The organism is Dietzia sp. SYD-A1 (assembly GCF_015356725.1).
GTDB lineage: Bacteria > Actinomycetota > Actinomycetes > Mycobacteriales > Mycobacteriaceae > Dietzia.
Window position 1 is genome coordinate 1 of the sequence record NZ_JADDKI010000176.1, and the last position, 12,559, is coordinate 12,559.

Consider the following 12,559-nt stretch of genomic DNA (forward strand, 5'->3'; position numbering starts at 1 on the left):
CTCGCGGCTCGTGCGGCGCGGGGTGTCGCGGTCGGCCATCGACGCGCCACTCGACGTGGAGCGGGTGCGCATCCCGCTCCTTCCCCGCGGTGGCTGGGCGGGCGATCCCCGCATCGATGCCTTCGGCACCGCCGGTGGACACGGACACGCCGCGACAGGGTACTCGGTGGCCTCGATGCTGGCCGCCGTGCCGGCCGCTGTCCACGCCGTCCGTACCGGGTTCCCGATTCCCGCGCCCCGGTCCCCGGCCAGCACCACACTGCACGGGATCGGGCTCCGTGTACTCCTGCGCGCCGACGATCGGACGCTCCGGCAGTTGTTCGACGCGTTCGGCCGGATCGAGGGGCGTCGACAGAAGTGGTTTCTCGACGGCGCGAGCCCCTCGTACCAGCTGGCGCTGGCGATGTGGGACATGTGGGTGGGCATGCCGGCGAGTGGGAAGGTGGGGATGATCAGCGCGCTACTCCGGCGGTCCCCCCGTACTGCGGTCGACGCGCGATTGCGCTAGCCCGACACGGGGTGGCCCGGCCCGGTCTCCTCCGCCCTGTCGGGGAACCCGTCGAAGGTGAGGGTGAGTGATCCGCGGCGACCGGTGAGGCGGAACATCGACGCGAGCGCGATCACGGCCCATGCCACCCCGATCAGTTCGAAGGTCTCCTCGACGTACATGATCGCCACATACAGGTCGGACATCCCCTGGTCGCGTTCCACGATCCCTGAGATCGACTCGATGACCAGCGCGCCGAGGAGGAACACCACCGCCGAGCCGATCAGCCCGACCGTCACCCGGGTTCGGAGGGCGAGGACCAGGCGGATGAGAAGCGCGGCGACCACCAGCGCGATGGCGGTCCCGGGGATGACCCAGCTGTAGTGGAGATCCCCCGGCAACGTCGGCGCCAGGCGGTCACCGAAATAGAAGAGGCGTTCGTGGAGCTGCGCCGCCTCGTCGGCCGAGGCGATGACGGCCACGGCGGCGAACACCCACCACGAGGTGCGGAACCGGTCGGAGGTGAGGGCCGCCATCGCGGCCAACGCGCCGACGAGCAGCCACATCGTGGAGGCGAACCAGACCGCGACGTTCCCCTCGGACCCGATGTCGAACGCGGTCCACAGCAGGGTCCAGCCCTGATCGGGCTCGTAGCTCCCCGTGGTCCGGACCATCGTGTAGAGGAACCCGGACAGGGGGGCGAGGAGAAGTGAGGGCAGCAGGAGCCACCTGGCGGGCCGGGAGAGGCGGTACCCGGCGTCGCCCGAATCCGGGGGCCCGGGCTGATGTCGGCGTCGGATGTCAGACCGTGAAGCCGATGGCGCGGAGCTGCTCTCGGCCGTCGTCAGTGATCATCTGCGGGCCCCACGGCGGCATCCACACCCAGTTGAGTTCGAGTTCGTTGGCCAGGTCGGAACCCACCACCGCACTTCGTGCCTGATCCTCGATCACGTCGGTGAGCGGACAGGCCGCCGAGGTCAGAGTCATGTCGACGCGGGCGATGGTCGACCCCTCGGTCTCACCCGGGCGGACCCAGATGTCGTAGACCAGCCCGAGATCCACCACGTTGATCCCGAGCTCAGGATCGACCACGTCGCGCATGGCCTCCTCGAGGTCGGCGACCAGCGCCAGGTCCTCTTCCGACTGCTCGGGGCGATTGGGGTCGGGACGGAACTCACCGTTGTAGACGGTGCCCGCGGGGGTCTCGTTCTCCGCCGCCGACATGGCGTCGTCGACGGACGGGTCGTTGGCCGGGGTCATCTGCTCGGTCATGTCACTTCACTCCTGGTGGTGGTCGGTCTGTCGGCCGAGTGCATCGCGGTAGGCCATCCACCCGAGCAGCGCGCACTTGACGCGTGCCGGGTATCGGGACACCCCGGACAGGGCGACGGCGTCGTCGAGGATCTCCTCGTCCCCCTCGTTGGTCCCGCGGGAGGAGATCATCTCGTGGAAGGCGTCGTAGGCCCTGAGTGATTCCGACACCGTGCGGCCGACGATGAGGTCGGCCATCATCGAGGTGGACGCCTGGCTGATCGAGCAACCCTGCGCGTCGTACGAGACGTCCTCGATCGTCGACAGGTCGTCGGAGAGTCGTAGCCGCAGTGTCAGCTCGTCGCCGCAGGTCGGATTGACGTGATGGACCTCGGCGCCGAAGGGTTCCCGCAGCCCACTGTGGTGGGGGTGGCGGTAGTGGTCGAGGATGACCTCCTGGTACATCTGCTCGAGCTTCACGAACGGGCACCTCCCACTCCGAAGAACTCCTGTGCCCGGCGCAGCGACCGCGCGAGCACCTCGACCTCGTCCAGGGTGTTGTACAGCGCGAACGAGGCGCGGACGGTGGACTGCACACCGAATCGGCGGTGCAGCGGCCACGCGCAGTGGTGTCCCACGCGCACCGCCACCCCGTCGTCGTCGAGCACCTGGCTCACGTCGTGGGCGTGGACGCCGTCGACGACGAAGGACACGGCGCCGCCGCGCGCGACCATGTCGCGGGGACCGACGATCCGGATGCCCGGGATCTGGTCCAGGGCCTCCAGGGTGGCCGCGGTGAGCGACTCCTCGTGACGCGCGACCGCCTCCATGCCCACGTCGCGCAAGTAGCGGACCGCTGCGCCGAGACCGACGGCCTGCGAGACCATCGGCACCCCGGCCTCGAACCTCTGCGGCGGGTCGGCGTAGGTGGACTTCTCCATGGTCACGGTGGAGATCATCGAGCCCCCCGTGAGCACCGGCGGCATCGCCCGCAGCAGCTCCCGACGTCCGTAGAGGACGCCGATGCCGGTGGGGCCGAGCATCTTGTGCCCGGAGAAGGCCGCGAAGTCCACACCGAGTGCGTGGAAGTCCACGGCCATGTGCGGGACGGACTGGCACGCGTCCAATACCACCAGTGCGCCCACCGCCCTCGCGGACTCCACCACACGTGCGACGTCGGTCACGGCGCCGGTGACGTTGGACTGATGGGTCACGGCGACGACCTTGACCGCGTCGGTCAACTGCAGTGAGTCGAGGTCGATCCGTCCGTCGTCGGTGAGTCCGTACCACTTCAGGGTGGCACCGGTGCGTCGGCACAGCTCCTGCCAGGGCACCAGATTGGCGTGGTGTTCGAGTTCGCTGATCACGACCTCGTCACCCGGTCCCACGGCGTACCGGCCGAAGCGGTCGTCTCCGAGCGCGAACGCGACCAGGTTGAGCGCCTCGGTGGCGTTCTTGGTGAAGACGAGCTCGTCGACATCGGCTCCGACGAACCCCGCGATGTCGGCCCGGGCGTCCTCGTAGGCGTCCGTCGCCTCCTCGGCGAGCTGGTGTGCACCGCGATGAACGGCGGCGTTGGAGCTCAGGAGGAAGTCCCGTTCGGCGTCGAGCACCGGGATCGGGCGCTGTGAGGTCGCCCCGGAGTCCAGATAGACGAGGGGTTTGCCGTCACGAACCGTCCGCTGCAGGATCGGGAAATCCGAGCGGAGGGTCGTGATGTCGAGGGTCGAGGTCATAGTCTCCCAGCTGTCCGATCAGGCGTTCGCGGGTGTGAGGTACTTCTCGTACCCCTCTGATTCGAGCTCGTCCGCCAGTTCCGCGCCCCCGGAGGCGGCGATCCGGCCGTCGACGAAGACGTGCACGCGGTCGGGCGTGATGTACCGCAGGATGCGGGTGTAGTGCGTGATGAGGAGGATGCCGCCGTTCTCCTCGGCCTTGTAGCGGTTGACCCCGTCGGACACCACGCGCAGGGCGTCGACGTCCAGGCCGGAGTCGGTCTCGTCGAGCACGGCGATCCTGGGCTTGAGCAGATCCAGCTGGAGGATCTCGTGGCGCTTCTTCTCGCCACCGGAGAAGCCCTCGTTGACGCTGCGCTCGGAGAAGGCCGGGTCGAAGTCGAGGTCGGACATGGCCTCCTTGACCTCCTTGACCCAGTGCCGCAGCTTGGGCGCCTCGCCGCGCACGGCGGTGGCGGCGGTACGGAGGAAGTTGGCGGTCGAGACCCCGGGGATCTCGGTCGGGTACTGCATCGCCAGGAACAGGCCGGCGCGGGCCCGCTCGTCGACCTCCATCGACAGGACGTCCTCCCCGTCGAGGGTGACGGTGCCGCCGGTGACCTCGTACTTGGGATGGCCGGCGATGACGTAGGCCAGAGTCGATTTGCCGGAGCCGTTCGGCCCCATGATGGCGTGGGTCTGCCCGGACTCGATGGTCAGGTCGACACCCTTGAGGATGTCGACGGTCTCGGCCGAGTCGGCGGTCGCCGCGACGCGGGCCGTCAGGCCCTTGATCTCGAGAATGGTCATTGGTGTGCTCGCAATCTTCGTGAAGTCTTCGGGGGTGGTCTCTCGGGCCCGGGGGTCAGATCCCGGATGACTGCAGTTCCAGTTCGACGGCCTCGGCGATCCGATCACGTACCTCGGGCACGCCGATGCGGTTGATCACCTCGCCGAAGAAGCCCCGGACGACCAGGCGCCGTGCGGTGTCCTCGGGAATCCCCCGGGACATGAGGTAGAACAGGTGCTCCTCGTCGAATCGGCCCACGGCGCTGGCGTGACCGGCGCCGGCGATCTCGCCGGTCTCGATTTCGAGGTTCGGGACGGAATCCGCGCGGGCCCCGTCGGTGAGGACGAGGTTGCGGTTCATCTCGTAGGTGTCCGTACCCTCGGCCGCCGCGCGGATGAGGACCTCGCCGATCCACACGGTGTGGGCGTCGGGCAGGTTCGACGACGCGTCACCCTGCAGGGCGCCCTTGTACAGGACCCGCGACGTGCAATTGGGTACCGCGTGGTCCACCAGCAGACGGTGTTCGATGTGCTGTCCGTCGTCCGCGTAGTACAGACCGTTGACGTTCACCGTGCCCCCGGGGGCCGTGAACGTCGTCAGCGGTGCGATCCTCACGAGCTCGCCGCCGAAGGTCACCGCCGTGTAGGTCAGGGTCGCGTCGCGACCGACCTGCAGGTGGTGGTTGGCCAGGTGCAGCGCGTCGTCGTCCCAGTCCTGGATGAGGACGACCTCGAGGTGCGCCGAGTCGCCGACGACGAACTCGACGTTCTCGGCGATCGTCCCCCCGCCGCGCTGGTCCACCACGAAGGTCGCGTTGGCGAACGGCTCGAGTCGGATCTGGGCGTGGCCGTAGGCCAGCTCCCCCTCCCCCGGGCCGTCGACGGTCACGTACACGGGGTCGTCGAGAACCGTCTCCGTGGCCACTGTCAGCACCGTCGCCTCGGCGACGGAGGTGAAGGCCTGCGCGGCGACGCGGTCGCGGGGTGCCCCGGCCTCGCCGATCCGCTTGTCGTCGGTCCCGACGGTCTCGATCGTCAGTCCGTCACGCTCGGCGACGGAGACCAGCAGGTTCCCGGTGGCGGTCACATTGGTTCCGTCGTGGATCCCGCGGAGCCGCTTGAGCGGGGTGAAGCGCCAGATCTCGTCCTTGTGGCTCGGCACCTCGAACGCGTTCACGTCGAAGGAGGAGAACTGGTCGCCCTTGGTGGCGGTGACGGGGATACCGTAGCGGTCCGTCACCGGGGTGGGGCCGGATCCAGTGGTGGCAGTAGTGGTGTCGGTCATGGCGGTCAGCCCACCGATCCTTCCATCTGGAGTTCGATCAGGCGGTTGAGTTCGAGGGCGTACTCCATGGGGAGCTCCTTGGCGATCGGCTCGACGAATCCGCGCACGATCATGGCCATGGCCTCGTCCTCGGCCAGGCCTCGGCTCATGAGGTAGAAGAGCTGGTCCTGGCTCACCTTGGACACTGTGGCCTCGTGCCCGAGCGTCACGTCGTCCTCACGGATGTCGATGTACGGGTACGTGTCGGACCGGCTGATGTTGTCCACCAGCAGGGCGTCACACTCGACGTTGGACTTGGAGCCCTTCGCGCCGGGGTTGATCTGGATGAGCCCGCGGTAGGCGGATCGGCCACCGCCTCGCGCAACCGACTTGGAGACGATGTTCGAGGACGTGTTGGGGGCCAGGTGAAGCATCTTCGACCCGGTGTCCTGGTGCTGTCCCTCGCCGGCGAACGCCACCGAGAGGACCTCGCCCTTGGCGTGCTCGCCCGTGAGCCACACCGCGGGGTACTTCATGGTCACCTTGGACCCGATGTTGCCGTCGATCCACTCCATGGTGGCGCCCTCCTCGGCCCGGGCGCGCTTGGTGACGAGGTTGTAGACGTTGTTCGACCAGTTCTGGATGGTCGTGTAGCGGCAGCGACCGCCCTTCTTGACCACGATCTCGACGACCGCCGAGTGCAGGGAGTCCGACTTGTAGATCGGCGCCGTGCACCCCTCGACGTAGTGGACGTAGGCGTCCTCGTCCACGATGATCAGCGTCCGCTCGAACTGGCCCATGTTCTCGGTGTTGATCCGGAAGTAGGCCTGCAGCGGGATGTCCACGTGGACGCCCTTGGGCACGTAGATGAACGAGCCACCCGACCACACGGCGGTGTTGAGCGCGGAGAACTTGTTGTCACCGGCCGGGATCACCGAGCCGAAGTACTCCTCGAAATACTCCGGGTGCTCCTTGAGCGCCGTGTCGGTGTCCATGAAGATGACACCCTGGCTCTCCAGGTCCTCCCGGATCTGGTGGTAGACCACCTCGGACTCGTACTGGGCGGCGACGCCCGCGACCAGGCGCTGCTTCTCCGCCTCGGGGATACCGAGCTTGTCGTAAGTGTTCTTGATCTCCTCGGGCAGGTCCTCCCACGAGGTGGCCTGCTTCTCCGTGGAGCGGACGAAGTACTTGATGTTGTCGAAGTCGATCCCCGACAGGTCCGAACCCCAGGCGGGCATGGGCTTCTTGTAGAACGTCGCCAACGCCTTGAGCCGCTTGGCGAGCATCCACTCCGACTCGTTCTTCTTGGTGGAGATGTCACGCACCACGGCCTCCGAGAGGCCACGCTGTGCGGTCGCACCGGCGGAGTCGGAATCGTGCCAACCGTAGTTGTACTGGCCGAGCGAGGCGATCCGCTCCTCGTCGGTGGTCGGCTCGTGCACGGTGACGTCGGCCGTCACCTGATCTGGGGTGATGGTCATCGCACAGTCCTTTCGGGGGTCGGAACCGACGCGTCTGCGTCGGCCGCTGCGGGCATGGTGGCCGCCAGGTCACCGGCGGTCACCATCCCCGTGGGGATGTTCGTGGTGCAGGCGCAGTGTCCGCCGGCGATGGTGGCGAGGCGCTGGACATGGGTGCCCACGATCTCGGACACCACCTCCTGCTCGGCCTCGCACAATTCGGGGAACCGGGACGCGACGTTCCACACCGGACAGTGGTGCTGGCAGATCTGCAGGCCCGCCCCGGCGTCCTCGATGGATGCCGCGTACCCGGATTCGGTCAGGGCCGCGGCGACGTCGGTCGCCGCGCGTTCGACGTCCTCCGGACCGTCCGCGGGGCGGACGTGCCCGACGATCGACCGGACGCGCTGGCGGGCGAAGTCCGCCACGGCGGTGGCCCCGCCGACGCGCCGTAGCGCGGACAGGGCCTCCACGGCGAGATGGTCGTACCCGTGCTGGGCCGAGCTGCGGCCCATCGCGGTGACCCGGAAAGCCTTGGCGGGGCGTCCGCGGGTGCCGGCCGGGCGGGTTCGGGTGGCCTCGACCTGCCCGGACTCGACCAGTTGATCCAGATGGCGGCGGACGCCCGCCGCCGTCAGCCCGAGCTCCTGCCCGATCTCGGCTGCGGTGAGAGCCCCTCGTTCCAGCAGGAGTTCACGGACGGCCGAGCGGGTGTCGGGTCGCGTGCTGTTCTCGTAGACGTGCTGCACGCTCAACTGACTCTCCCTTCCGGCTATGCTCGGTGCGCCCCGTCGGGGACGTACCACGTCATATTACGCAACACCTTCGTGACGGAAATATTCCCACCCCCGCGAACCCGGCGTCGGCGGCCGGGCGGAGTCCTCCGGCACCCACCGTGGAGAGAGGCTGAGGCCAGTGGCACCCAGATTCCCGGTCCGCGGCGCGGGAGTGGTGACGGCCCGGCTGCACACCGAGGAGCGATCCACCGGGACACCACCGTCGGCGGAACTGGCCCGCCTCGGTCGGATCCGCAGGATCGGCACCACCGCCGCCGTCGCCATGTCGGTGGGCGCCCTCGGCGCGGGCGCTCTGCCCGTGCTGCAGAATCCCGTCGCCGGCGAGCGCCTGATCGGGCTGTGGCTCAGGTTGCAGCAGTCCTCCATGACGGTGGTCATGACCGGGATGGTGGTGGTGACACTCTGCTGGCTGCTGCTGGCCCCGTACGTCCTGGGCAGGGATCGCCGGGGACGGTTGAGCGGCCGGATCGACCGTGCCACCCTCGACCGCATCATCGCCTCGTGGGCCCTGCCGCTCGCCCTCGCCCCGCCCATGTTCAGCAAGGACGTCTACAGCTACCTGGCCCAGGGCGCCATCGGCAACACCCTCGACGACCCGTACGAACTGGGCCCCGTGTCGGCGTTGGGAACCTCTCATGCGTTGACCGTCAACGTCCCGGACATCTGGCGGGACACCCCCAATCAGTACGGTCCGCTCTTCCTCGGGGTGCAGAAGGTCATCCACACCCTGACGGGGGACGACGTGGTGGCCGGAACGATCCTGCACCGGGTGGTGGCGATCGTCGGGATACTCATGCTCGGGTGGGCGGTCCCGCGACTGGCCGAGTACTGCGGGGTGTCGGACGTGGCGGCGCTCTGGTTGGCGGTGGCCAATCCCCTCGTCCTGTTCCATCTCGTGTCGGGGATTCACTCCGAGTCCCTCATGATGGGACTGCTGGCCGTCGGGCTCGTCCTGGCCCTGCGCGCCGTGGACTCCCTCGAGTCCGGGCCACGGACCACCGTGCTCTTCATCGTCGGGACCGTCCTTGTCACCGGGTCGGCACTGGTGAAACTTCCCACCGTCGTCGCCCTGGGCTTCGTCGGGATGGCGCTCGCCCGACGGTGGGGTGGCGGCTCCCTCGCCACCGTGCGGGCCGCGCTGGTGATGGTCGTGATCAGCGGTGCCACCACCGGGCTGGCCATGCTGGTCACCTCGTCCGGCCTCGGGTGGATCACCAAGCTCGGGGCGGCCACGTCGCTGCGGAGCTGGCTCTCCCCGCCCACCGCCCTGGGAGTGATCGTCGGCGGGATCGGGCAGTACCTGGGGCTGGGCGACCACACGGCCCAGATCCTGGTGATGGTGCAGACCACGGCGCTCGTGATCGCCGGCGTGGTCACCGTCAGGATGCTGTTCGCCGTCTCCGCGGGGCGGATCGATCCGGTCGGCGGACTCGGGGTGTCGATGGCCGCCATCGTCCTGTGCTTCCCCGTCGTGCAGCCCTGGTACGTCCTGTGGGCCCTGATCCCGCTCGCGGCGTGGGCGTCGAGGGTGGAGTTCCGTGTTCCCGTGGTGGCGGTCAGCGCCGTGCTGGCCTGCTTCACCCTCCCGCCGGGTGCGGGCCTGCCGCCGTTCGTCACCGTCCAGGCATGGGTGGCCACCGTGGTGGCGGTGTCGATCCTGCTGATCGCGATGTTCCGCTGGCCGGGGCTGCTGCGCTCGCGGTCGTCGGAGCGACCTAGAATGCTCCCGTGACCTCACCCACCGACTCCCCCGCGCTACTCGTCGAGGGACTCGTCAAGAGGTTCGGACAGACCACCGCCGTGGCGGGACTGGACCTGCGGCTCGGCCGCGGCGAGGTGATGGCGCTCCTCGGTCCCAACGGAGCCGGCAAGACCACCACGGTCGAGGTCTGCGAAGGGTTCCTGCGGCCGGACGGCGGAACCCTCCGTGTGCTGGGCCTCGACCCCGTCTCCGATCGCCAGCGCGTCCGCAGCCGGATCGGGATGATGCTCCAGGGCGGCGGGGCCTACCCCGCCGCGCGTGTCGGGGAGATGGTCCGTCTGGTCGCCTCCTACTACGCGGACCCCCTCGACCCGGACTGGCTGCTCGAGGAGCTGGGACTCAGCGATCACCTCACCACCCCATACCGGCGCCTGTCCGGTGGCCAGCAACAGCGGCTCTCACTCGCCATCGCGGTGATCGGCCGACCCGAACTGGTGTTCCTCGACGAGCCCACCGCCGGACTCGACGCCCAGTCCCGGCGGGCGGTGTGGGACCTGGTCCGGGCACTGCGTCGGGACGGTGCGGCCGTCCTGCTGACCACACACCTCATGGACGAGGCCGCCGCCCTGGCCGACGAGGTGGTGATCATCGACCACGGTCGCCGAGTGGCTGCCGGGACGCCGACCGAACTCGCCAGGGCGGGGACGTCAGAGGGCGTGACCCTGGTCGTCGACGGCGAGGCCTCGCCGACGCTGCTGAGCCGCGCCCTCGGACCGGACCACACGGTGACCGCGGGCGCCGCGGCCGGGATCCTCGAGGTCCACGGCCCGGTGTCCCCCGCACTCATGACCAGCCTGTGCGCGGCACTGGAGGACTCCGGAGTCCAACTCACCTCCCTGGCCACCCGCTCCAGAAGCCTCGAAGAGGTCTTCCTCGACCTGACCGGACGGGACCTGCGATGACCGACACCCCCACCGGGACCAACCGCTTCGCGCCGGGGACGTTCGCCCGGCCGTCCGCTCCCGCCACCCTCCCCCGGATGGCGGCGTCGCAGACCCGCATGGAGTTGACGCTCTTCCTGCGCAACGGCGAGCAACTCCTGGTCGCCCTCGTGATTCCCGTCGCGGTCCTGTTCGCGCTCACCGCGATCGAGTTCGGCTCGATCCCGCAGCCGAGGATCGACTACGCGATCACCGCGGTGTTGACCCTCTCCGTCATGGGTACCGCGTTCACCGGCCAGGCCATCGCCGTGGGATTCGATCGTCGCTACGGTGCGCTGAAGCGGCTGGGCGGCACCCCCCTCCCGTCCGCCGTCATCATCGTGGGCAAGATACTGGCCACGATGATCCTGGTCGCCGGACAGGCCGTCCTGCTCGGTGTGATCGCGGCCGGCCTCGGCTGGCGCCCCGGGGTCGCGGGTCTGGCGGTGGGCGCGGTGATGATCGCGCTCGGATCGGTGGCCTTCTCCTCGATGGGGTTGCTGCTCGGGGGCACTCTTCGTGCCGAGATCGTGTTGGCGCTGGCCAATCTCATCTGGTTCGTCCTCATAGGCGCGGCCGGCCTGGCCATCGGTGTGGCAACTCTGCCCGACTGGCTCCACGAGGTCCTCCTCGTCGTCCCGTCGTACGCGCTGACCAGCGCGCTGGTCACGTCCATCGACGGAGGGTTCCCCGCCCTGGCGGCCGTGGTGCTGGCCGGGTGGACCGCGGTCTGCGCCGGACTGGCCGTGCGCCACTTCTCCTTCACCTGATCGCGGGGCGGCCGGAGCGCACGCCTAGAATCGGGGGCGTGACCTCGACTTCGCGCGCCCCGAAATCCGGCAGCCCGGCCACGAGCGATCCCCCGGGACCGAGGGGACCGCTGGGCCGTCTGCCGCTCCCGTCGGTCCGGCTGCAGAAGGGCCTCGCACTGGCCAACGTCATGGCGCAGATCGGCATCATGACCACCGGGGTGACCGTGCGGGTGACCGCGTCCGGTCTGGGCTGCGAGACCTGGCCGCGGTGCAACCAGGACAGCTTCGTCCCCGTCGCCGGTGCGGGCCCCGCGCTGCACCAGGCCATCGAGTTCGGCAACAGGCTGCTCACCTTCGTGTTGGTCGCGGTGGCCGCCGCGCTGCTGCTCGCGCTGCTCCGCGCAGGGCGACGCAGCGAGCTCATCTGGCTCGCCCTCGCCATGCCCGCGGGGATCGTGGCGCAGGCGGTGATCGGGGGCATCACCGTCCTGGCGGGCCTGGTGTGGTGGACCGTCGCGCTCCATCTGTTGCCGTCGATGATCCTGGCCTGGCTCGCGGCGATCCTGTTCGTCCGGGTCGGTGAGTCCGACGACTCCCCCGCCCGCCGCGTCCTGCCCCCACCGCTGTCCTGGCTCATCGTGCTCTCCGCCGTGCTCCTGGCCGGGGTGCTGGTGACCGGCACCATGGTCACCGGGGCCGGCCCCCACGCCGGTGACGCCCGGATCGGGGCCGCGGACCGCCTCCAGATGCCGATCCAGTGGCTGGTCCACTTCCACGCGGAACTCATGGTCGGATACGTCTGCCTGCTCATCGGATTGGCGTTCGGCCTCCTCGCACTACGTGCCCAGGGGCCGGCCATCCGGCGTTGCCTGATACTGATCGCCCTGATCGCGGCTCAGGCAGTCGTGGGGATCACCCAGTATCAGTTGGGGGTGCCGGAGATGTTGGTGGTGGTGCACGTGACGCTGGCCGGGGCGATCACTGCAGTGACCGGAGCTCTCTGGGCCTCGGCCGTCATCCGGGAGCCCGCGGTGGCCAGCCCGCGGACCGGGTCACCCGACCGACAGTCCGGCGCGCACCCGCACCGATGATCGAACGGAGAACGGCCCCGCCGCGGCGGGGCCGTTCTCGTCCCACCGGAGTCTCAGAGCAGGGATCCGGAACCGGCCATCCGCTTCCAGTGGCCGGCGGGCACATCGGTGTGCGAGACCAGCTCCCGCGTCCAGTCCGACCCGGTCAGCCCGGGGACCCCGTCCCGCACGGCCTCGGCCTCGGCCAGGGTGTCGACCATGTAGTCGTCCATGACGCCGTCGGCACCCACGAACGTCAGGCGTACGCCCGTCCGGCCGGTGGGCTGGA

12 protein-coding genes and 2 pseudogenes are annotated in these 12,559 nt (G+C 69.2%); 5 read left to right on the forward strand and 9 right to left on the reverse strand.

All coding sequences use genetic code 11. The annotated features are described in order from the left end of the window. A pseudogene (locus tag IY392_RS08135) lies at positions 1-508 on the forward strand (lycopene cyclase); the annotation flags it as partial. On the opposite strand, the gene IY392_RS08140 reads toward IY392_RS08135, so the two are convergent. The 8 genes from IY392_RS08140 to IY392_RS08175 form a co-directional block, all read right to left on the reverse strand. Then, positions 505-1,161: a hypothetical protein gene (locus IY392_RS08140; protein ID WP_182612937.1), complete on the reverse strand. Its 657-nt coding sequence runs from the start codon at positions 1,159-1,161 to the stop codon at positions 505-507. The pseudogene IY392_RS08135 and the gene IY392_RS08140 overlap by 4 nt on opposite strands. A 127-nt stretch (positions 1,162-1,288) precedes the next feature. Beyond that, positions 1,289-1,759 (reverse strand): metal-sulfur cluster assembly factor, encoded by a 471-nt coding sequence (locus tag IY392_RS08145; RefSeq protein ID WP_107756490.1) that lies wholly within the window; start codon positions 1,757-1,759, stop codon positions 1,289-1,291. Positions 1,760-1,765: 6 nt separating this feature from the next. Continuing rightward, complete coding sequence (sufU, locus tag IY392_RS08150) at positions 1,766-2,218, reverse strand: Fe-S cluster assembly sulfur transfer protein SufU (RefSeq protein WP_107756491.1); 453 nt, start codon at positions 2,216-2,218, stop codon at positions 1,766-1,768. Next, complete coding sequence (locus IY392_RS08155; protein ID WP_107756492.1) at positions 2,215-3,474, reverse strand: cysteine desulfurase; 1,260 nt, start codon at positions 3,472-3,474, stop codon at positions 2,215-2,217. Before IY392_RS08155 ends, sufU begins: the two co-directional genes overlap by 4 nt. An 18-nt stretch (positions 3,475-3,492) precedes the next feature. Further along, entirely contained in the window at positions 3,493-4,263 is a 771-nt protein-coding gene (gene sufC / locus IY392_RS08160) for a Fe-S cluster assembly ATPase SufC (RefSeq protein WP_107756493.1), read from the reverse strand. 55 nt (positions 4,264-4,318) lie between these two features. Next, on the reverse strand, positions 4,319-5,527 hold the full coding sequence (sufD, locus tag IY392_RS08165) for a Fe-S cluster assembly protein SufD (protein ID WP_194860938.1): 1,209 nt from the start codon (positions 5,525-5,527) through the stop codon (positions 4,319-4,321). A 5-nt stretch (positions 5,528-5,532) separates the two neighbouring features. After that, a complete protein-coding gene (sufB, locus tag IY392_RS08170; RefSeq protein WP_107756495.1) occupies positions 5,533-6,990 on the reverse strand; it encodes a Fe-S cluster assembly protein SufB in 1,458 nt (485 codons plus the stop codon). After that, positions 6,987-7,718, reverse strand: coding sequence for a metalloregulator ArsR/SmtB family transcription factor (locus IY392_RS08175; RefSeq protein ID WP_231750591.1), 732 nt, complete (start codon positions 7,716-7,718; stop codon positions 6,987-6,989). The genes sufB and IY392_RS08175 overlap by 4 nt, the downstream gene beginning before the upstream one ends. Before the next feature lie 166 nt (positions 7,719-7,884). On the opposite strand from IY392_RS08175, the gene mptB reads away from it, so the two are divergent. The 4 genes from mptB to IY392_RS08195 are packed head-to-tail and all read left to right on the forward strand — an operon-like array spanning position 7,885 to position 12,291. After that, a complete protein-coding gene (gene mptB / locus IY392_RS08180) occupies positions 7,885-9,498 on the forward strand; it encodes a polyprenol phosphomannose-dependent alpha 1,6 mannosyltransferase MptB (protein WP_107756497.1) in 1,614 nt (537 codons plus the stop codon). Next, entirely contained in the window at positions 9,495-10,430 is a 936-nt protein-coding gene (locus tag IY392_RS08185) for an ABC transporter ATP-binding protein (RefSeq protein ID WP_107756498.1), read from the forward strand. Before mptB ends, IY392_RS08185 begins: the two co-directional genes overlap by 4 nt. Next, the gene (locus tag IY392_RS08190) at positions 10,427-11,218 is read left to right on the forward strand and encodes an ABC transporter permease (protein ID WP_107756499.1); all 792 of its coding nucleotides are present in this window, start codon (positions 10,427-10,429) and stop codon (positions 11,216-11,218) included. The genes IY392_RS08185 and IY392_RS08190 overlap by 4 nt, the downstream gene beginning before the upstream one ends. 38 nt (positions 11,219-11,256) lie before the next feature. Then, complete coding sequence (locus IY392_RS08195; RefSeq protein ID WP_309234042.1) at positions 11,257-12,291, forward strand: COX15/CtaA family protein; 1,035 nt, start codon at positions 11,257-11,259, stop codon at positions 12,289-12,291. Between the two features lie 53 nt (positions 12,292-12,344). On the opposite strand, the pseudogene IY392_RS08200 reads toward IY392_RS08195, so the two are convergent. Further along, positions 12,345-12,559, reverse strand: a pseudogene (locus IY392_RS08200) (hypothetical protein); the annotation flags it as partial.